This is a genomic window from Desulfitobacterium nosdiversum (assembly GCF_049860565.1).
Classification (GTDB): domain Bacteria; phylum Bacillota; class Desulfitobacteriia; order Desulfitobacteriales; family Desulfitobacteriaceae; genus Desulfitobacterium_A; species Desulfitobacterium_A nosdiversum.
The window spans coordinates 455,438-477,498 of sequence record NZ_CP172056.1; the positions used below are offsets into that span (position 1 = coordinate 455,438).

At 41.9% G+C, this 22,061-nt stretch carries 18 protein-coding genes; 1 reads left to right on the top strand and 17 read right to left on the bottom strand.

Annotated features, from left to right (window positions below; genetic code table 11):
• The first annotated feature begins 117 nt into the window (after positions 1-117).
• On the top strand, positions 118-1,383 hold the full coding sequence (locus ACHOLT_RS02320) for an MFS transporter (protein WP_425805527.1): 1,266 nt from the start codon (positions 118-120) through the stop codon (positions 1,381-1,383).
• Here ACHOLT_RS02320 and ACHOLT_RS02325 read toward each other — a convergent pair.
• From ACHOLT_RS02325 to ACHOLT_RS02405, 17 genes are all read right to left on the bottom strand, one after another.
• On the bottom strand, positions 1,380-2,216 hold the full coding sequence (locus tag ACHOLT_RS02325) for an SDR family NAD(P)-dependent oxidoreductase (protein WP_425805529.1): 837 nt from the start codon (positions 2,214-2,216) through the stop codon (positions 1,380-1,382). The two genes, ACHOLT_RS02320 and ACHOLT_RS02325, sit on opposite strands and share 4 nt — an antisense overlap.
• 233 nt (positions 2,217-2,449) lie before the next feature.
• Positions 2,450-4,897, bottom strand: a complete 2,448-nt coding sequence (gene hpsG / locus ACHOLT_RS02330; protein WP_425805530.1) for a (2S)-3-sulfopropanediol dehydratase — start codon at positions 4,895-4,897, stop codon at positions 2,450-2,452.
• Positions 4,898-5,035: 138 nt separating this feature from the next.
• Positions 5,036-5,956 carry a (2S)-3-sulfopropanediol dehydratase activating enzyme gene (gene hpsH / locus ACHOLT_RS02335; protein ID WP_425805531.1) on the bottom strand — a complete coding sequence of 307 codons (921 nt, stop codon included), beginning with the start codon at positions 5,954-5,956 and terminating at the stop codon, positions 5,036-5,038.
• A 30-nt stretch (positions 5,957-5,986) separates the two neighbouring features.
• Complete coding sequence (hpsG, locus tag ACHOLT_RS02340) at positions 5,987-8,467, bottom strand: (2S)-3-sulfopropanediol dehydratase (RefSeq protein ID WP_425805533.1); 2,481 nt, start codon at positions 8,465-8,467, stop codon at positions 5,987-5,989.
• Positions 8,468-8,547: 80 nt separating this feature from the next.
• On the bottom strand, positions 8,548-9,951 hold the full coding sequence (locus ACHOLT_RS02345) for an MFS transporter (RefSeq protein ID WP_425805535.1): 1,404 nt from the start codon (positions 9,949-9,951) through the stop codon (positions 8,548-8,550).
• A gap of 590 nt (positions 9,952-10,541) precedes the next feature.
• Positions 10,542-11,939, bottom strand: coding sequence for a sigma-54 interaction domain-containing protein (locus tag ACHOLT_RS02350; protein WP_425805536.1), 1,398 nt, complete (start codon positions 11,937-11,939; stop codon positions 10,542-10,544).
• A 182-nt stretch (positions 11,940-12,121) separates the two neighbouring features.
• Complete coding sequence (locus tag ACHOLT_RS02355) at positions 12,122-12,967, bottom strand: nitrilase family protein (RefSeq protein ID WP_425805537.1); 846 nt, start codon at positions 12,965-12,967, stop codon at positions 12,122-12,124.
• Between the two features lie 23 nt (positions 12,968-12,990).
• Positions 12,991-13,935 (bottom strand): LysR family transcriptional regulator, encoded by a 945-nt coding sequence (locus ACHOLT_RS02360; protein ID WP_425805538.1) that lies wholly within the window; start codon positions 13,933-13,935, stop codon positions 12,991-12,993.
• Positions 13,936-14,092: 157 nt separating this feature from the next.
• Positions 14,093-15,562, bottom strand: a complete 1,470-nt coding sequence (locus ACHOLT_RS02365) for a cobyrinate a,c-diamide synthase (RefSeq protein ID WP_425805539.1) — start codon at positions 15,560-15,562, stop codon at positions 14,093-14,095.
• A gap of 82 nt (positions 15,563-15,644) precedes the next feature.
• Entirely contained in the window at positions 15,645-15,962 is a 318-nt protein-coding gene (locus ACHOLT_RS02370) for a TusE/DsrC/DsvC family sulfur relay protein (protein ID WP_425805540.1), read from the bottom strand.
• A gap of 69 nt (positions 15,963-16,031) precedes the next feature.
• On the bottom strand, positions 16,032-17,198 hold the full coding sequence (gene dsrP, locus ACHOLT_RS02375) for a sulfate reduction electron transfer complex DsrMKJOP subunit DsrP (protein ID WP_425805542.1): 1,167 nt from the start codon (positions 17,196-17,198) through the stop codon (positions 16,032-16,034).
• A complete protein-coding gene (dsrO, locus tag ACHOLT_RS02380; RefSeq protein ID WP_425805543.1) occupies positions 17,191-17,994 on the bottom strand; it encodes a sulfate reduction electron transfer complex DsrMKJOP subunit DsrO in 804 nt (267 codons plus the stop codon). Before dsrO ends, dsrP begins: the two co-directional genes overlap by 8 nt.
• Positions 17,991-18,479 (bottom strand): sulfate reduction electron transfer complex DsrMKJOP subunit DsrJ, encoded by a 489-nt coding sequence (gene dsrJ, locus ACHOLT_RS02385; protein ID WP_425805544.1) that lies wholly within the window; start codon positions 18,477-18,479, stop codon positions 17,991-17,993. The genes dsrO and dsrJ overlap by 4 nt, the downstream gene beginning before the upstream one ends.
• Positions 18,472-20,094: a sulfate reduction electron transfer complex DsrMKJOP subunit DsrK gene (dsrK, locus tag ACHOLT_RS02390; protein WP_425805545.1), complete on the bottom strand. Its 1,623-nt coding sequence runs from the start codon at positions 20,092-20,094 to the stop codon at positions 18,472-18,474. Before dsrK ends, dsrJ begins: the two co-directional genes overlap by 8 nt.
• 9 nt (positions 20,095-20,103) lie before the next feature.
• The gene (gene dsrM, locus ACHOLT_RS02395) at positions 20,104-21,105 is read right to left on the bottom strand and encodes a sulfate reduction electron transfer complex DsrMKJOP subunit DsrM (protein WP_425805546.1); all 1,002 of its coding nucleotides are present in this window, start codon (positions 21,103-21,105) and stop codon (positions 20,104-20,106) included.
• Positions 21,102-21,677, bottom strand: a complete 576-nt coding sequence (locus tag ACHOLT_RS02400; protein WP_425805547.1) for an RsbRD N-terminal domain-containing protein — start codon at positions 21,675-21,677, stop codon at positions 21,102-21,104. Before ACHOLT_RS02400 ends, dsrM begins: the two co-directional genes overlap by 4 nt.
• Before the next feature lie 131 nt (positions 21,678-21,808).
• Entirely contained in the window at positions 21,809-22,036 is a 228-nt protein-coding gene (locus ACHOLT_RS02405) for a hypothetical protein (protein ID WP_425805548.1), read from the bottom strand.
• Positions 22,037-22,061: the final 25 nt, after the last annotated feature.

The following is a 22,061-nucleotide window of genomic DNA, read 5'->3' on the forward strand; positions in this document are numbered from 1 at the left end:
TACTATGCTATTTGTTCTAAGAAAATAAGGACCGGCAGGGTCCTTTTTCTTATCAGTATTTTGGATTTATCCATATTTGTTCTAGGTGATAACACAGGAAAGGGGAATTTTGTTTTTATGCAAAAGAAAACTCAAATTTTACTTTGGATGGTTATCGCTATGATTATTAGTTATTTGCCTTGGTACAATTTTTCAGCTGTACTCAAGTCAATCTCGGCCGAATTTCATTTAACGTCATCCGACACAGGTCTCATTATTGCAGCATTCCAGGCAGGTTATGTGATGGTCGTCATATTTACTGGCTGGCTCGCCGACCGGATAGGCCCTAAACGAGTTGTTCTCTATGCAACTTTACTCACAGGAATTTTCTCGACAGCTTTTGTCTTTGTAGCCCATAATCTAACTACAGTTCTAATTATGAGGATGCTTACCGGTTGTGCAACAGGTGCTATATATGTACCGGGTATGTCATTGATTTTAAACTGGTATACACCTAAAGAAAGCGGAAAAGCGTTAGGGGCTTACACCGGAGCTGCAACAGCAGCTTCAGCCGGAGGCTATTTTGTTGCTTCACCTATTGCCGCATCCTATGGTTGGCGTGCAGGAATGCTTTGGACATCGCTTCCAGTTTTTATTGCCTTCTTCATTATTTTATGTTTAGTCGATGAAAAGCCTTCGGGAAAACAAGCTATTGAATCCATTCCTATTTCTAATATTACTTCTGAAATGCCGGAGGAAATCAAAAGAGGAAAATCGGGTCCAGCCATTATAACAACCGGCTACATGGGGCACATGTGGGAACTTTATGCTTTCTGGGGCTGGCTTGGCCCCTTTATGGTCGCTAATGAAATAGCCTCAGGAGTTTCTGCGTCTGCAGCAGTTAAATGGGGCGGTTTAATGGCTGCCTGCATTGTTCTAGTCGGCGCCCCTTCCGTTTTCCTCATGGGACTACTCGCAGATAAAATAGGACGAACGAAAGCGATCATATTGAGTTCGACTTGCAGCTTAGCAGCCGAATTTTTCTTTGGAAGTCTGATCGGCAAATCACGTGTTGCAGTCATTTTGCTGGGAATTTGGATCGGATTTTGGGTGGTTTCCGATTCGGCAATATATAAAGCAGGATTAACTGATATGGTAAGTCCAAAGAAAAGATCAACAGCGTTAAGCTTTCAGTCTGCCATCGGCTACTCGATGACGATTATTGCACCTATTGTATTTGGTAAGGTCCTTCAATTCTATAATGATTCAACTGATCCTACCGCAATGCAATTTTGGGCCCCTGCCTTTATCATGCTTGGTCTTGGTGCTTTGCTCGCTCCAATTTCCGCTTTGATTTTACGAAAAATCCCCCAGGCCAAACTAATGGCTGGGGGAAAACTCTAAAAACTCATAACCAGGCCGCCATTTGGACTAATAATTTGTCCAATCATATAATTTCCGTCATCTGATGCTAAGTAAACTGCTAGCGCGGCATTTTCTTCAACTCTTCCGATGCGCCCTACCGGAACTAACTGCATAAGGAATCGGTTGCGTTGTTCCGGAGTCATACTATTCAGACCTCTCATAAACGGCTCCGTATCAATATAGCCGGGTGCGATGCAATTAACACAGACTCCAGAACCTGCAACCTCATGAGCGACTGCTCTAGTGAAGGAAACAACTGCACCCTTTGCGGCAGAATAGTTCGGACTATGTGAGCTTGCAGCAGATATTCCTGCAATCGACCCAATATTGATAATCTTGCCGTATCCTTTATCTTCCATGATCTTCAAAGCTTCCCGCGTGCAATAGAATACGCTGTTTACATTGACATCAAACATCTTCTGCCAATTTTCATCGGACATATTTCGTGTGATATGCAGGGATTGACGCGGTTCAGGTGTCGTTACCAGGTCAAGATGCTTGATTCTATCCTTGACGCCATCTTCATCCGACCGAAAAACTCCAGCGTTATTCACTAAAATATCCAACGTATCAAATCGATCCAAAACCTTTGCGAACAATTCCTTAACCTCGGAACTTGAGGACACATCTGCTTTTACCGCTATGGCTTCGCTGCCAATTTCCTCAATCTCTTTTTTCACGTTTTGCAGTCGCTCTTCATTCCGGCCACAAATGGCAACTTTTGCTCCTTCTCTCGCAAAAGCTAAGGCAATTCCCTTTCCTAATCCCGAGCCTCCCCCGGTGACCAGGGCAATCCGACCTTTTAGTTTCATCTTTAATCCCCATCCTTGCATCGTTTATATATCCATAAAAACTTTTTACGTTTTATTCTATAACTGGAAAATCATCTTTCTGGTTCATTCAAATGATTCTATTGGAAAACCAACTCTTCTGTTCATCTATAGTGAGAAACGAGGCTAAATCCATTTTATTGTCTTCAGCCTCGTTTCTCTGTCTATAAAATTTTTCAAGTCTATCTTCTTAACACCATGTAGGCCTATCGATCTTATTGAACTTCATATTCGCTGCGGGCAATCATCTCATTTTGAACATCCGCTCCAAGATCACAGAAATAATCGTTATATCCCGCTACGTTGATCATTAAATTGTGATACTTCTCCGGATTTTTTTGAGCGTTCTGCAGTGTCCCCTTGTTAATGACATTGAACTGAATATGGTAAAGTTTAAGATCACACCAGTTTCTGATCAGCGTCATTAACTTTGTCGTTCCTTCCTCTCCTTCTACCGATGCAGGTCTCAAATCAAGATTTAACAGCCTTGCTTGGCGTCCTTTAAATCCTTTATTTTTGGTGCTGGCATTGGAGTGTAAGAGATCAAGCGGATCCTTAGCGGAGGAACATTGGGTTGCAGACGTTCCTTCAGATAAATAAACTCCAGCTTTTCTGCCGTTAGCGGATGCCCCAGTAATTTTACCCATAGCAATGTGATTCGTTACGGGAACCATACGCATCGTCAATAATTCCCCATTTAAACCGCTGATGCTTTTTAAATATTCCATATGAACTCTTTCGATTTCCTTACCGATATCATCTGCATAAGGATCGTTTGTTCCATATTTAGGAGCCTCTAAACACATCTTTTGGATTGCTTCTTTTCCCTCAAAATCAACGTGAAGAGCGTCAAGCAGTTCAGCCATAGAAAGCTTCTTCTCGTCGTAAACCCATTTTTTAATAGCTGCCAAAGAATCAATGACTGTCCCAAATCCAACAGCATCATGGAACTGCTCTTTGAAGCTGTTCTCAATATCTCCATTAATGTCTTTGGCTTGATCCATACAACGATCATGAAGCATGGAAGTAAAGGGTGCCGCAAAGAACTCTGTTTTCATCGTATCAATGACAGCCTGCTGAGCTACAAGGTGTTTTAAGAGATACAGATGCTGAGCAGCATAAGCTTTCATTAAATCAGCAAATGAAGCAAATTCTCGAGGATCCCCAGTTTCTAAGCCTAACTGCATATCTCCGTATTTTTTAGTTTTACCGTTATTCAAGACCAGCTCTAAGGCGGCTGGCATATTGATTACGCCGCATGGATTGATATATGTTTCGTAATTGGGTACCCGGTGCTCGACCGTACCCGTAATACTGTAGTCAAGTGCATCTTCGTAGGGTATCCCTTTGAACAAATAGAGCGGAATAACTTCTTCATCATTAAGGAGTTTGGGATATCCTTGACCGCTCTTGATCACTTCACAGACAAAGCGAAGGAATTTTTCCGGAGTCTTCGCATGGATTCTGACTCCCAAATCGGGATAGGGCAGGGGCAGGCTGTCCTTCGATTCCAGAATGAGATACGACAGATCGTTTGTTGCATCCTTACCGTCTCTGGTCATTCCCCCAAGAGTGACCCCTTCAAAGTGAGCATATCCTTCGGAAACGCCGCCAGTTGGAGTAATAAATATCATCTTGGCTTCCGCCATATTCAGCCAAAGACTTTCAAAAAGCTCTTTCGCCTGTGCAGGAGTAATGCGGCCTTCTTTAAGGTCTTTTTGATAATAAGGATAGAGATACTGATCCATTCTGCCATTTCCCAGTGCAGCGCCAATTTTTTGCTCGATTCTGGAGAAGATTTGTACAAACCATGCAGCTTGCAGCGCTTCTCTAAAATTGCGGGCCGGATTTTCCGGCACCCATTCACAGGCTTGAGCAATTTCCAATAGTTCATTTTTCCGTGCCGGATTATTTTCTTTTTCCGCCATTTCCCGTGCCTGTTTGGCATACCGATTTGCCCAGAGTACGATAGCCTCACAGGTGATAATCACTGCTTCAAGAAATGGTCCTTTTTCTACTTTGTCAACCGGAGATTCCAACGCATCAAGCATCGTCTGAGCCTTTTGCTTAATATCCTTGATTCCTCGACCAACAACCTTTTGGAAATCTTGCGTGAAATTCATGGCTGAACGGGCAGTTCCGGACGGCATAACAAGTCCCAGCTGTTTTTGAATATTCTCCGGATCTTCTCCGAAGATCAGCCGTCTTGTTTCTTCAGGCATGCTCTTTCCATATTTCTCGGCTAAAGTATGCCCTTTCCAATAGGGAGCAATTTCCTCTTTTAAGATCTTATCTACTTCCGGAGTTGGTGCCTGCAATAGATCAACAAGTGCACCATCCACTTCTGGATATAAAATTCCGCATCTTCCGGACTGGCTGTCCCCTTTTCCGACGATTAAGTCATCTTCACCAATCGATAGAGGCATTTGCTCTGCGATATGTTTTAAGGCAATTGCCCAGCGAAGCACTAAAGGCTTACCCTCTGTTATCTTAAAGGATTCCGTGAGCAATCGTGCCCTGTCAATTCCCAGCTTTAACGGAGATTTTCTAATTGCATTTAGTCTTCTGAACGTTCTTTCTCTGCCTGTTTGCTGTACCTTGGTCAAACCCTCAATCTGACTTTCTTGAGGTGTAAGAACCCATCGTTGTTGATTATCTGCCATTCTTATTTCCTCCTCATCACGGATAACTGACTATCAGAGAAATAGAAAAAGGGACTAAGTCTCTTAGTCCCTTTTTCAGAGCCTATTTTTTCGGAACTATCTTTTAAACGCTTACGGCTATCTTCTTTTTGGTAACGTTTAACCGACCATTCGATCTCCAAAATGTTCTCTTGCTGCTGCTTTCAAACGGTTCGCGCCTTCATCACTCAGCTTTACGCTGCCCATTGGATATTCGCGGTCCAAAGATATATATTTGGGCTCTCCAAGTCGATGGTAAGGCAGGAGTTCATATTTCACATTCGGAAAGGGCTTAAGGAACTCGATAATTGCCAAAACATCTTCTTCTGTGTCATTAAACCCAGGAATCACGGGTGTTCTTGCTAAGATGGATTTGTCCGGGAATTGAGTGCACATCTTCTTAAAGTTGCTCAATATCAGCTCATTGCCAACACCCGTATGTTGCTTATGCTTGTCTGAATCTAAACACTTAATGTCAAAAATAACAGTATTCAAATATTGACAGGCTTTTTCTAAGACAGGCCACTGAACGCACCCGCACGTTTCAATGGCAGTCTTTAATCCGTGGCATTTTGCCTCTTTCAAAAGATTGATTGCAAAATCTCCTTGCAGAAGCGCCTCACCGCCGCTTAGCGTCATCCCGCCTTCCGAACGTCTGTAAAAGGCACTATCGGCCTCAACTTCACGCAATACTTGTTCAACACTCATCTGTTGTCCAAAGACGCGAAGTGCACCCGCAGGGCAAGCATCAGCACACGTAAAACATTTCTTGCACTGCTCCCGGTCAATCTTGATCTCACCGTGTTCCCCTAAGCTAATGACCTTATTCGGACAAGCTTTCATGCAAAGATGACAGCCAATACAGCGGCTTGCACTCCAGGCCAGCTCCGGAGAAGTACTTTGAGATTCAGGATTGCTGCACCACTCACAATGCAATGGACATCCTTTCAGAAACGCAATCGTCCGTATACCGGGACCATCATGCACCGAAAACGTCTGAATGTTAAAGACTAGGCCTGATTTGCTTTTGTCTAATGTCATTGAATTAACCTCCATGTGGAAGTGCGAATCTTACAGTGTTGCATGTGCTGTTCTTGCAATGATGTCATCTTGCAATTCAGGCGACAGATCAACAAAGTAAGCACTATAACCCGCTACGCGAACGAGAAGATCTTTATATCTTTCGGGATTCTTTTTAGCGGCTAACAGAGTCGCTTGATTTACAATGTTGAATTGTAAGTGCCATAATTTCAAGTCACACCAGCTGCGAATGATGGACATCAATTTATGGGTTCCTTCTTCACCGACTACAACTGCAGGGCTTAATTTAATGTTGAGAAGACGAGCAGCTCGTTCAAAAAAACCGCGGTTTTTCGAATTGTAGTTGGACATTAAAATAGCTGTTGGTCCTTTGACATCAGCGCCATGAGCAGCTGAAGAACCGTCAGAGAGGAACGTTCCTTTCGTTCTTCCGTTCGGTGTTGCACCAACTACTTTACCGAAAGGTACATGGGAAGTAACAGGTACATAACGCAGATCCAAGTTAAAGCCCATTTTCTTTGAATATTGGTGAGCGAATTTTACACCATCTAAGTCGATCGCTTTAGCAATAGCATCCGCTTCCGGATCATTGTTGCCATAGCGAGGAGCCTTCATCAGCATTTGGCGAATTTCTTCGTAACCTTCGAAGTTCTTATCTAAGATTTCATTCAATTTTTCTAAGGTTAATTTGTTATTATCAAAGACCATGGTTTTAATAGCGCTTAAGGAGTCAACGACGGTTCCATAGCCGATGAAATCGAAATATCCCAAGTCAATTCCGCCATCGATATGAGCAGAATGCAAATCTTTTTTATTTTTCATACAGAGAGCGTGAATAGATGAACCCATTGGCGCTGCAAAGTGTTTTTCACGAAGTCTGACAACAATAAGCTGTTGTTTAAAGGCTTGTTTAATTAAATATTGCTGCTGAGCGAGATAAGCTTTCCAGAAATCTTCCCATGTACGGAAATCTTTTAACTCACCCGTTTCAATGGTTAGAAGTTCATCCCCATACATTTTCATGCGTCCGTTATTTAAGGCAAGCTCTAAAGCTGCTCCTAAGTTAACGTATGGGCAAGCACTTGTAAAAGTATCGAGATTAGGCATTCTGACTTCAGTACATCCTGATACTGCATAGGTATTTGCTGATGCGATATCTGCTCCCTTAGCAATTAAAAGCGGAATGACTTCTTCATCATTGATCAATTTCGGGAAGCCTGATCCGTCTTTAATCGTTTCAGCCACTTCATAGAGATATCTTTCGGGTGAACGCTCATGGATACGAGCTGCTAAGTCAGGATAGTTGAAAGGGAATTCTCTTTTGGATTGAAGGAATACATAAGTTAACTCATTAGTCGCATCATTGCCGTTTTCATCAACACCGCCAACAGTAACAGCTTCCCAGTGTGCGCAGCCTGAATTGAAGTTTGCACCGGCAGGACTGATGTAGAGGTCTAAGTATTGAGCCATGCCCAGCCACATGCATTCCAAGAGCCCTTTCGCTTGTTCGGCATCGATCAAACCATCATCCAGATCTTTTTTATACAGAGGATAGAGGTATTGATCCATTCTGCCGTTGGAAACGGTTGCCCCAGTTTTTTGCTCAAAACGAGAAAACATTTGAGTAAACCATTGGCATTGAATGGCTTCACGGAAATTGCGAGCCGGATATTCCGGTACTCTTTCACAGATTTCGGAAATGGTCAGTAATTCTTGCTTTCTTACGGCGTTCTTTTCTTTGGCAGCCATTTCTTTAGCCAAAACGGCGTGACGTTTCGCCCAAAGAACAATAGCATCTGACACGATAACAATCGCTTGTAAGAACGGAGCTTTATCAATCATATCCGTAGGTTCCAGCGGATCTAATGCATCAAGTTCCTTTTGAGCCTCTTCTTTAATAGCTTTAAAACCTTTTACAATGGGTGTTTCATAATCATGAACCCATTGGAGAGCTGAACGCATAGACGATGTTTCGCTGACAATAAAACGTTGTGTATAGATATCTTCAGGATTATAAGTAACTTTTAGTACATCTTCGGGCAAAGAATGAGCCAAATCTTCATAAAAGCTTTTCCCTTTCCAGTAAGGTGCTATTTCTTCATTGATAATCTTGGCATCTTCATCTGCTAGGTAGAACGGTGCGGTCTCGCGATTCTTAACATTTTCGGCGAGCTGGTCAAGGAAACATCCGTCAAGTTCAGGATAGATTAAACCGTATTTACCTTGGCATCCAACTCTGCCTGCTAGCAATTGATGGTCGTCAATATAGACAGGAATATTCTCGGCAATATGGTAGAGCGCCTTTGCCCATCTCAAAATTAAGGGCTGGCCTTCTGTTGTTTTAAAAGACTCTGTAAAATATTTACCCCGTTCAATATCTATGCGAGGTTTTGAAAGAACAAACGAATTGTAAATTTTAGCCGTACGTTCTCTTAGAAATCCGCCTGATTTCTTTTTCTCTTGTTCAACGATTCTTAACTCTTGGGGTGATAATACTTCTGCTACAGCCATCTCTTTAATCTCCTTTTCTCTTAATCTTTGTAAAAAACTTAAATTGCTCTCTTCTTTTCTATTCTTGAATCCGTTTTACTCTACTTTGCCGTAGAGGTTATACTTTCCGAATCGATATCTTTACCTACCGGCTCCCACTTAATGGTTAAAGCGGTAATTAGACCAATTGCCGGGACTGCTGAAAGAACAAGCAAAGTGTACTGTAATCCTAGAGCAGCTAAGACAATAGGGAAGAAGTAGAAACCCGTGATGCTCCCAACACGAACCATTGTTTGACCCCAACCCGATCCCAAACCTCTAATTGATGCGGGATAAGAGAGAGTAGCCATCGACATTCCTTGTGCCCCGGGACCAAAAGAGTGTCCAAAGATAAACATTCCTATTAACAGCGCTTGCACATATAGGGGTAATTGTTCTTTATAAAGTCCAATCGTTAGTAGGCAAGAAAAAGCTATGATATAGCCTGTTATCGCCAACTTTCGCGAACCAAATTTTTCTACGGCATAGGCTTGCCAAGTACCACCGACCATGCCAAAACAGTTAAACACAATTGAACCTACTATAGCCCAAAGGAATTCCTTACCGAAAATCAGAGCTGCAATAACCGGAAGATAAAATCCTACGGCGAAATATTCCATACTTTGAGTTGCTGCAATGATCGTTGTCATAATGGTTCTCATTCTGTACTGTGCAGTAAATAATACCCCATATGATAGTTTAGGTTTATTTTCTTCCTCAGGTGCTTCTAAATCCTCGGGTTTACAGTCCAGCTTAACCTTGACACCATAAGTTGCTTCAAGTATACGTGCCGTTTCCTTCAATCCCAAATGATTCGCTGCCCAAAGGGGACTTTCTTCCATAAAGAGCTTTCTTAAACCTAGTACCGCAATCGCTGGCACTGCTCCAAAACCGACTGCCCATCGCCAAAGATGTGGGCCAGCACCTAAAAAGTAGAACGGAAGAATAATTAAGAATGATGCAGATGCTGCTACATACCACATTCCCTGCCACAAATTAACCCATTTACCTTTACCCTTGAGCGAACTAAACTCAGCGATATAACTTAGCGCGACCGGAAAATCTAGTCCTACTCCAATACCCATTACAAAGCGACAAATTGCCAATATCGTAATATTTGGAGAAAGTGCTCCAACAATTGCAGATAATACGAAAAACCATAAATCCGCGTAAAACATACGTTTCCGTCCGAGCTTATCCACTAGGTAACCGCCAAAGATTGCACCGAGCAAGGCTCCAAATCCCATTGCAGCAGTTAAGCTACCCATCTGCACAGCGTTTAAATTGAATTGCTCTTTTAGCTGTACTGCTCCGATTCCCAAACTCGTAAAATCGTAAGCATCAATAAACACTCCACCAAGGGCCGTAATAATAACAATTAAAGCATTCCTAGCCGGACCCGCGTTATTTAAAAAATCAATTACGTCAGCTTTAGATCGAATTGTAACTGTTTTTTCCTGACTCATTTGTACACCTTTCTTTCTAAAAAGTTGCCTCTAAAAGCCACGTCGGGTGATAGGATAACAAGGTTACAGACTACGGATCAATAATGTTTGAACTCACTTTCACACTTATCTTTACAGATTATGACTCCCCCTTTCCATCGCTGTCATTTGGTTGTTTCCCCCTTCCAATGTTGAGAATCCCTTTACCTAAATAGTGGTTACTTAACTACGAGTCATTATTTCGCTGAATACTCTTAAGCATTTAAACGTGTAGGGAAGTTCCTCTATAGGTAAATACGATTAAAGACATATGCAACATCTATGCCAGAATTAAAATATCGATATTTAGCGCATTTGGCTATTTGCCATCAATTAAGCCATTGCAATATTGCGACTATTGTTTAGATTCTTTCTCTAATTTCATTATTTCTAAGTTCTGTAAACCAATACTGAATTCACTCAAACGAATTCCAAGGCCTTATATGCCTGACATTTAGGCTCAGCTATATATGATTTAGTCACTATTATTTCTTAAAAAAAGAGGAATTGCAATTCTGCAATTCAATTGCAAAACGGCAATTCCTCAGACGCACTTATCTATGCAAAAAGTCCTACATTATTTTATATTTTTTAATTTTCCTAAAAACCGTTGATTTATCAACACATAAATTTTCAGCTACAGCGGCTACGCAATGAAATTTATCCAAGGCTTCTTTTAGAATTTGCTTTTCGTAGTCCTCCATCAGCCCATTTAATGTTTTTTTACAAGTATTAGGTATTACACCGGATATAATTTCTTGTTTAACGTTTTCAATTAAATAGCAAGGTAAATCGCATAGATTTATTTCTTCGTTCTCCGAGGTTACCACTAATCCTTGAATCATATTTTCCATTTCACGAATATTGCCCGGCCAATTATATTCGCGCATTAAATGTTTAGCTTCGCTTGAAAAACTTAATCTTTTCTTATATTTTGTATTGAATTTATCGAGGAAGAATTCTATAAAGGGAATGATATCCTCTTGCCTTTTCCGTAATGGAGGAATTTCTAATACTGCAACTTTTAAACGATAGTACAAGTCGCTCCTAAATTTTCCTTCTTTAACCGCCTGCTCCAAGTTTACATTTGTTGCCGTAACAAGCCGTACATCTACTTTTTTGACCGTATTTGATCCTAATCTCATCACTTCATGATCTTGAATTACCCCTAAAAGCTTGGCTTGCATTGAAATAGGCAGTTCACCGATTTCGTCTAAAAATAGTGTACCTTTATCAGCCATTTCAAAATATCCGGGTTTTCCTTTAGCATTAGCCCCGGTAAAAGCTCCTGGTTCATACCCAAAAAGCTCAGATTCTATTAAATTTTCAGGGATTGTTGCACAATTGACCTTAAAAAAAGGTTCCTCCCTGCGGCAACTATACTCATGAACTTTTGCCGCAAATACTCCTTTACCTACACCTGTCTCTCCTAAGATTAAGACATTTGCATCCGTTTTTGCGACACGTTTAAGTAATTCCAATAATTTTAACATTTGAGGGCTTTCGAAGATTGCTTTCTCGCGCTCTAAATATTTAGAGCGTAAATACTGTGCTTCCTCATGATATTTTTGAATAAGCTCTCTTTGAGCAGCTATTTCGTCTCTTAGATGAGATAACCCCGTAATATCTCTGACAAGAGTTACTACATAAATCACATTACCATTGTTATCAAAGATAGGGCTGCCGCAAATAACGACCTTTCTGCCCATTTTATTAACCTGAACATCCGTGTGCTGCCGGCCTGTTTTGACAACCAAAGGATTTAACGGAGACTTAAATACGCCCTCTTTTTCTAAATCCATAACATACTTGCCCAGAACTTCTTCACGCTTTAGACCAGTGATTGTTTCGTATGCCTTATTGACTTTTAAGGTGTAGCCGTGAGAATCAGTGATATATATGCCATCATTGAATACATCGATTATTTCATCAAAAAAGTGATCAGGTTTGCTTTGACTGATGGTTCTCATAATATACACCCTTTCTGCAACGCTACATAAAAGACCTATTTTGTGTAACATCAGTGTTAAATTCTTTATTTTAATTCTTAAATAATATCAAATGTGCAGAATTTCACTTTCACAAATAAATAAACTTTTTTGCTTTTTCCTTAAAGTCATCATTTATAATAGGCGAAACGCCTATATGAAGATTACTTCACTTCAAGCTCTATCAGTTCCTTATACAACTCTTTTCTTCGATCCGCTAAGAAGAAGCTGTCTTTCATCGAATCCCTTTGAGGACTTCGTAAGAGATTGAGACGTTCTGCTGATAGATCCGCCGCCAGTAATTCCTCTCCAGTTTTGAAGTTTTCAGCCAGCACTTCTCCCTTAGGCCCGAAAAGCAAAGCTCCCCCGCTGAATTCCTTTCCCCGGTTGTTCGGTCCGACTAAGTTGCAGGCCCCTAGATAAACCGAATTATCGTAGGCACGAGCTCCTAGATAGCGCAGCCAAATCTCTTTACGATCTCCCGCTACTACCGGCGAAGCATGTGGAGCAAATAAAAGTTCGGCCCCTTTTAAGGAATAAATACCTGCCATCTCAGGGAAATGCCAGTCCCAGCAAATTCCTACAGCAAATCGAATTCCTTCAGCCTCAAAAACCGGAAACTCAGTCCCCGGAGTAAAGTAATCCCGCTCGCTTCGACCAAGATGGACTTTTCGATAAAAAGCGGGTTCTTGGTTAGGAGATACAATGATCTGCGATAAGTATGGCTTTTGCCCCTGTTTCGCTTGTTCAACCATTCCAACCAATAAAGTTAAGCCCAGATCGGAGGCACATTGCCTAAGTTCTTTAATAATAGAACTATCGGAGGAATCCCCGAGCCCCTGCGCATCTTTCGGTGAATATCCATGAAGCGCGCTTTCAGGAAAACATAAAAAGTTAATTCCCTGCTGCGCAGCCTTTTGCGCCCAGTCACAAATCCGTTTTAAGTTGCGGCGAGTTTCTCCGACCTCGGCCCTTAGTTGGACTAAGCCAACACGTATATCTTTTTTCATACTTATCCTCAATCAATTTAAACTTACGGCTCAGGCTCCGCCGAACAATAATCCCGACTTAAAATATCTGAAAGAAGCTTCCTGTCGTGCAGCAGGTTGATGAGGTACCGCTCATCTTTCGTTTGGTTCGTCTGAACAAGCGTAAGAATACTTAAATCCCGATAGACTGGAGAGTCCTGAATTTTTAAGGCTTTAAAAATCCTTTGCTCACATTCGCGATGTACAGTGAATGATGAAATTATTGTTATTCCCAGGCCCGCAGCAACTACTTGTTTAATGGCTTGCGTACTTCCTAATTCCATCGTAACATTCAGTTGAGACGGATCAAGCCCTCTTTCCTTTAACGCCATTTCCATCACCTTGCGTGTTCCTGAGCCTACTTCCCGAGTCACAAGGGGTTCTTTTAATAAATCCATTAACGTTATACTGTTGCGAGAAGCCCAAGGATGGAAATTGGGAACAACGACAACCAATTCATCTTGCCAGAAACTTTCTACAACAAGCTCCTTGTGCTTGGGCACAGGTCCTTCAATTAACCCAATATGGATCCTTTTTTCGAGAACATCTTGAGCGATAGATTCCGTATTCGCAATCTTTGCCTTAAAATCAAGATCTGGCCGTTCATGATAAAGGTACGCTAAAATATTCGGAAGTATATACTCTCCAATGGTCAAAGTAGCTCCTAAGCAAATAAGTCCTCTCTGTTCCTCGGCTAATTCACTCACCTGCTGCTGGGCATTATTCAGAATATCCAGAACTTGTCGGACATTTTCATAGAATACTTCCCCAGCCCGAGTTAGACTTACGCCCTTATTTGTTCGGTCAAAAAAACGTGCACCATACTGATTCTCTAGGTTCTGGATTTGGAGACTGATACTCGGCTGACTCATATGAAGTTTTTTAGCTGCAAGTGTAATATTTTTAGTTTCGGCAACTTCCTTGAAAACAAGAAACTGTTGTTCAAACAAACAATATATCCTCCTTGCGTTATAATCTTTTAAAGATAAAGAATATCAAAATCCTTTATAATTATATCATATCTTAAAAGCCTTTCATCATCCATTATTCGGCTCCTTCATCAGGATTATTCATTCTTTATTCCGATTAAAGAACTTACGAATAATACTATTCTCCAGCTACTTTTTCTCTTTTCTCCCACCGTTTTTCACAATATTGATGCGCTAGTTTCAGCATTTGTTCTGCCCAGCTTGGAGTGCCGATGGCATGAATATGATTATAGGACGCTAAAACGTTTTTATAACAAATTCCATCATAATTGCCATCAATACCGCTTCCTTTTTCTATCGTAAATCCAAATTCGACCTTAGTTTTATCTAAATTAATGACACGAGAGTTGTGAAATTCATGTCCGCGTATTTTCTTTTGGTTAAACCAAAGATTGTTTTCCGTCCCTTGCATAATAGTATAACCATGTCCTTGCGGTTTCTTTTCCAATTTCGTATCTAAAGGAAGCAATCCCACCATGTCGTGTTTATTATCACCGATTATAATTGACCGGCCAAGATACATTAAACCACCGCATTCTGCATAGATGGGCAGCCCGCCCTCACCAGCGGTGCAAATCTCTTGGCGGAGTGTCGTATTTCCTGTCAATTGTTCTGCAAAAACTTCTGGAAACCCCCCGCCGATATAGAGCGCATCAAGGTCTTCCGGTAAATGCTCCTCTGTAAGAGCGCTGAATGGTATCAGCTCAGCACCCAGTGATTCTAATGCTTCCAGGTTCTCCGGGTAATAGAAACTGAATGCGGCATCGCGAATAATCCCTATCCGCGGCGTATGCATATTTTTAATTTTTTGTTGATATCCGGAAATACTTAAAAACTCCGCCTTTGGAACATACTTTAATTCCGGTGCTGTCAAAGCTAAGGACATTATATCAGATATGTTCGAGTATTCACAAATAACATCGGCAAGATGTTCCAGCAGGTCCTCTGTTTCATCCACTTCACCCTTTGTTATTAAGCCTAAGTGCCGGTCAGGAATCGAAATGAGCGCATCTTTAGGTATTGCCCCGACCACAGGAACACGGCAATATTTTTCAATGGATTCACGCGCTATTTTCTCATGACGTGATCTTGCGACCTTATTTAAAATCACTCCGGCAATGTTAATCTCCGGGTCTAAGTGCTGACAGCCCATAACAATGGCCGCAGTACTTCGTGTAATTCTCGTGGCGTCGACAACAAGTAAAACAGGAGATCCTGTCATTTTAGCAAGTTCAGCTGTAGAAGCGCTTCCTTCCAGATCTAAACCGTCATACAAGCCCATTGCGCCCTCAATTATACTGAACTGACAGTCGCAAGAATGAAGAGCTATTGAACGACAAATTTCTTCCTTTGTCATAAGAAACGGGTCAAGATTACGGGATAATCTCCCTGCAGCAGCAGAATGCCAGCTGGGATCAATATAATCCGGGCCTTTCTTGTACGGCTGTACTTGATATCCTTGTCTGCTCAAGGCTCTAAGTATACCTAGAGTAACGGTTGTTTTCCCAGATCGCCCTTGGGGGGCTCCGATAACTAAGCGTGAGATGCTGCATTTGTTTGAGTCCTGTTCTTGATTTGCTAATGCCATATTCTCCACAACCTTTCTTATCGGAGCCTCATTGGGCAATACTCAGAAGCTCTATAAATTGAATGGGGAATCGCTTAGATAATCACACGCAACCCGTTGGTTTAGGAAGGCCGGCAATTTTGCAAGCTCCCTTCCCAGGGCCGGTTGGGAATAATTCATAGATTGTTGCATTGGTGTATCCGGTATCTTTAAGAAGCTTACGAACCATTGGCGAAACACCAAATTGATCATAATAATCGCGGAGATAGTTAATTACTTTCCAGTGAGCGTCGGTAAGTTCTTCTACCTCCTCATTGGGAGCTAACGCTTTGGCTACGTCTTCATTCCATACTGAAGCATCTTCAAGGAATCCATCTTCGTCTAAGGCGTATGAAACTCCATTTACAACTAGTTCAGCCATTTTTAATTTCCTCCTTTTAAATCGTTTTATACTTAATTTTAATGGACCCGCTGTGTTAATAATCGAGGTTTAATGCATTGGATCAGGATTATCTTCTCTTACGGCAATTACAATTTTATAGAAGATACTTACGAGCAAGATACCAATTGCATATACCCCGAAAGTGATCATCAACTCGGTTGGAGTTGGCGTGTATTCTGTGATATGTCCCATCGGATTAGGAACAAATCCACCCATGACTAACCCGAACCCCTTATCGATCCAAGCCGCCACGATGACGGAGATCAGAGCAAAAGGAAGAATACTTTCATTTTTGCGAGTTTTAGGAATAACCAATAAGATAATCCCGACAAAAGCTAAAACCGCTGCAAGCCACATTAAGGGAACCAGCCTGCTATAACCGTCCAGGCCAAAGAACAAATAAATCAATGGATCCTTAGCTTCTGGGATATTACTATAGAACGCGGTAAAGATTTCTAGGAAGTAAAAGAAAACATTCGCGATCATTGCATAAGTAACGATTTTGGCTAGGGACTGAATTGCCTCATGACCTGCGTCAAACGTACTCAGTTTTCTCACAACTAAACATAAAAGAATGAGAATTGCAGGACCTGCCGCAAAAGCCGAGGACAGGAAACGCGCAGCCATAATCGCTGTCAACCATAGATGTCTTCCCGGTAAGCCGGCATATAAGAACGCAGTTACGGTATGAATACTCACAGCCCAGGGAATCGAAAGGTAAATAATCGGTTTAACCCACTCTGGCGGCGGAAATCCCTTCTTTTCGGCACCTAACGTTGTCCAGCCTATAACCAAGTTAATGAGCAAGTAACCGAATAATACGCACATGTCCCAAAACATCATGGAATGCGGTGTTGGGTGAAGAATAACATTCATGACACGAGTGGGCTGCCCCATATCCACGACGATAAAAAGCATACACATAATGACCGAGGATACAGCTAAGAACTCTCCTAAAATAACAATCCGGCCAAACTTTTTATAATTATGAAGATAGTAAGGAATCGCAACCATAACTGCCGAAGCCGCAACACCGACTAAAAATGTAAACTGAGAAATATAGAGTCCCCAGGATACATCTCTGCTCATCCCAGTTATGCCAAGACCGTAACTATACTGCTTCGCGTAGGCAAAAACAGCCATTACAATGACAAAGAGGAGCGCAAAGATCCAAAGCCAATATTTCTTACCTCCTGTCAGGGCTTTCTCAAACATTCTCTTCACCCCCGATCAGGTAATAAATGCTAGGCTCAGTTCCCAAATTGGGCTTACGGCGAATCGTATAGTTCTTACTGAGTATTTTACGGACCTCAGAATTCGGATCATCCAAGTCACCGAAGACTATAGCACCTTTGGAAGCCTCTACACATTCTGGCAGAAGACCTTGATCCAGCCGTTCCACACATAGATTGCATTTCTCCACAACCCCTTGGGTTCTTGTCGGATAATCAGGATCGATTTCCTTGATAAACGGTCTGGGATCTCTAAAGTTGAAGCTTCTTGCACCGAAAGGACAAGCAGCCATACAGAAACGGCAGCCGATACAACGGTGGAAATCCATGCCGACTACACCGTCTTTACGCTTAAAAGTCGCCTGCGTCGGACATGCTCTAACACAGGGAGGATTATCACAATGATTGCACAGCGCCAGAAAGGGCAATTTTTCGGTGTTTTCATCTAAGTATTTATTTTCTGTACCCGGAAAAACATGCTCAAAACTATCCGTCCAAATCCACTTGATTTCATCCTTTGGATTACCAAAGTTGGGCACATTGTGGATCTTATGGCAAGAATCGATAACGAGTTGAATGTCTTCTTTAGTCTTAAACTTCTTCATATCCACGACCATGCCCCAACGCTTCCCTTTTAATCCCTTTTGCGGGGAAGCAAATTCAGAAGCTTCAGCCGGTGTTGCCGTATTAAGACTATTAAATAAAAAAGTGGTGCCTCCAATTCCTAGGGCTGTAAGAACCCCTGCTCTTTTCAGAAATTGTCTTCTATCAATACTCATTTCTGTGCCCCCCTTGGATCGGAATGGCAGTTCCAACAGTTAGGCTTAACTGAAGCATAATTATGACAAGAGAAACAAAATTGATTGCTGCCATCAGAAGTAAGATTCGTTGTCGCAGCATTAGGTGCAGAAACGTTCGGTTTAGCAGCATTTGATGTAACGCTGTCGGATACAGTTTTATCATCATGACACTTTAAACAAGTTCCTTCGAGACTGATATCATAGGCTTTTCCTTTGCTGTTGATATAAACGCTTTGCCCATCGCGCACTTTCGCATCGCGCCATTGCAAAAGAAGCTGCATATGATTCTGGCGCATATACTCAGCGGGTTCAACACATTCCTTATCCGATAATTGCTGAATGACGGGAGTATTCAGATTAATAACAGGAGCTGCCTTTGCTTTTCCTTTGTTATAAAGAATAGGTGAAGCGACAATGACAACAAAGATCAAGAGACCAAGGAGGATTCCGCCTTTTTTATTCATCAGCTTTACCCTCCTTTACGGGTAAATCGTTTCCGCGCAAATCCGTTGTTCTTTCCTTTTCACCCTTCATAACCAAGGCATTGGCAACCAGCTCATGCACGCCGTATACATCAACACCCGGCGCCCAGTAGTTCATAGCAGCAGGCAAAGCGGCACGATCAACTGCACAAACATTGGCTAAAGCATTAACTCCGTATTTGTCCCGAACATATTTCACGGCATTGCCGCGGGCTAAACCGCCTCTCATGCGTTCTTCCATATTTTCAGTGGCATTGAGTCCTGAACCGGCCCCGCAGCAGAAGGTTTTTTCACGGATCGTATTCTCCGGCATTTCATAGAAGTTATTGCATACGTTATTGATGATATAACGCGGTTCTTCAAGCATCCCCATACCACGGGAAACGTTGCAGGAGTCATGGAAGGTAACCTTCAAATGATCATTGCGCGAAGGATCCAACTTTAGCTTGTTGTGCTTGATTAAATCTGCTGTGAACTCCGCAATGTGAATCATTTTCGTAGCTGCCGCATTTTCAAATCGTGTTCCTGTTATCGGCGAGACCGGCACTTCAAGGAAATCGGGAGCATCCTGCCATGTGCCCATATATTGATGGACAACTCTCCACATGTGACCGCATTCGCCGCCAATGATATATTTGACACCAAGGCGCTTCGCCTCGGCATAGATTTTAGAGTTGAGCCTTTTCGCCATCTCATTTGAAGTAAAGAAGCCGAAATTTCCGCCTTCAGAAGCATAGGTACTAAAGGTGTAATCCAGTCCAAGTTCATGGAAAAGCATTAAATAACCCATACACGTAAAGATTCCCGGATCTCCCATAAAGTCACCGGAAGGCGTTACAAAAAGAATTTCCGCACCTTTACGATTAAATGTTGGGTTCACACGGATGCCTGTTATATCTTCGATGTCATCACACATCATATCGATATTTCCTATAAGGGCATGAGGTTCAAGACCCAGGTGGTTTCCCTTCATATAACAAGCCGCTACAGGCCCGGCAATCCAGTCGATATTTAACCCTAATAAATTAAGCAGCTCTCGCCCGATGATTGTTATTTCCGCTTGGTCAATTCCGTAGGGGCAAAAGACGGAACAACGACGGCATTCCGTACATTGATAGAAGTAATACCACCATTCCTTGATGACATCTTCTGTCAGTTCTCTGGCACCTGCAAGTTTGCCCAATAGTTTCCCCGACGGTGTAAAGTATTTGCGATAAACCGAACGAAGAAGTTCTGCCCGAAGTACAGGCATATTTTTCGGATCGCCTGTACCAATATAAAAATGGCATTTATCTGCACAAGCACCGCAGCGAACACAGATATCCATCATGATTTTAAAGGAACGATATTTGCTTAAACGCTCTGCAATTCCTTCTAAAACCGTAGACTTCCAGTTTTCAGGAAGCTTCCAGTCCTCGTCCGCCGGAGACCAATCTCTTGGATTCGGAAAGCCTACAGTTTCGAGGTTTTTCCCCTTAGCCCCCCAGGCGAAAGTACCCGGATTAAAGGAGGTAGGCGTATCCATCCACTCCGTTGTCGGTGGCGCATAGCTAATCTTTGATAATTCATCAGGCTTTGGGAGCTTAAATTTCGCCATTCTCTAATCTCACTCCTTTTCTACCGGTATCCCTGCCTTGATCATTTTTTCTCTGAATTCATCCTCATACTCTTCATAAGTGTGGACTTTAACAGGGTAATTCCAAGGATTGATGTGCCTTACCATGCGGTTATTATTCGCCATGTTCCGTGTCGGGCTCAAGAAAATGCCGCCCATATGCATCAATTTGCTTAGCGGGAAATAGATGAACAAAACGCAGATCAGGAAGAGATGAATATAGAATACACCTGAGATTCCCGCCGGAATATGCGGGTTAAAGGTAATTAACCCCAGTACCAGCTCTTTTACGGAGACGATATCGACTCGAAGGAAATAGCGCATCAGCATTCCGGTTCCGCCGATTCCCATCAGCATAAACAATGGAAAATAATCCGCAGCCATGGAGATATATTTGACTTGGGGTACAACAATTCTTCTGAGAAAAAGATAAGTTATCGCACAGACAAATAAGATATCTGTAATATAGAGCTGAGGTAAACCGATTTGCAAAAAGCTGTCAGCACTATCTAATACACTCACGAAAAAGGGAATCGGTTCTAAGAATAAACGCAAATGGCGAAGCAAAATAATAAGAAGAGACCAGTGGAAGATCAATCCAAATAGCCAGAGCCATTTGTTAGAACCGTAACCGATTTTAGGTCCGTTTTCGTCAACTCGCAGTTCCGTTTTTATATTGCGAAATAATGATCTGAAAAAGAGTACTTCTAGGACCATTCTGAGGAAGACCCCGAACTTCGTGCTGGGATTATCGATCTTATTTTGCTTAATCCAAGGCAAGGACTGTTCTTGTCCGCAGGTTGTAGGAATACGAAAAGGGACAGGTGAACTCGCCCATTGGGTAATCCGATAAATAAAGCCTCCAACAAAAAGCAACAAAGCTGCATAGGGGATGATTATCCCGAATAAATACTGTAAATTTGCAACATCAGCCCCAATATATCCCACCAACATTACGAGAAGTACTGCAAATAAAGAAAATAAGGCTTTCACTTCACACCCTCTTTTCTCTTGGTTTTGACGCTTAGTTCACCATTTCCCGACTGTTCAGCCGGTAAATCTTTGACCAAGTTCGCCTGCCTTAACAATCCGAATGTCATATTTTTTAATTCCATAACTTTAATCTCGTTTAGCTGCTCACGGCATTGTGAGTATATATCAAAAGAAGAAAGAGCCAGCTCGTCAATTTTAACTTCGAAAGCATTAAGCGCTTCGGAGATGTGGCGCTTCTCGATTGTTCCACCCAATTCTTCTCGAATAATCTTTTTTAAGGTAAAGACAAAAGCTACGGCCTGTGAAGGTGTAAAGTTCTGAACCGCTCTCACTTTAATCATATCAGTGAGAGATTCGGTTACCGTTGCCATATCTTCTCCTAGAAGAAGGGCTGTAACGATCTTTTCTATACCCTGCGAAAACGTAAATCCAACTGGATTGGCAAATGGATCTTTTTGTTTTTTCATAAAACCAGATGTATCTGCCGGATAAGTATTAATAATGGCTTCGAACCATCTTTTTATAATGACTGGCTTTTTTTCCTCAATCAAACCCCTAAGCCCCATGTCCATCTTTGCCAACTCCTTGAACTTTATAACCGAAGAGCATACGAAAGCCATATCATACAATACACTTGTATTTCTCATTAATTACTTTTTTTAGCTTTTGCAGGGAAGCAATGCTTCCCTGCAAAAGCTAGTCATTATTGCTCGTTCGGAGCTTTTACTTTTCCTTTAAGTGCTACGAATGTCGTTGTAATGTAGAGATACTCTACTTTATCTTCCAGTGCGAGTTCTTTCACTGCCAGATCGACATCAGCTTTCTTCTCACCGATTTTAGCCGCAATTTCCTTGCTTTTCGCTTTTTCTACGGTTTCAAGAAAAGCTAAGACTTTTTTCTTAATCTCGGGATTAGCGGGTCCTTTTTCCATAGGAATCCCCTCTTTTCATATTTTG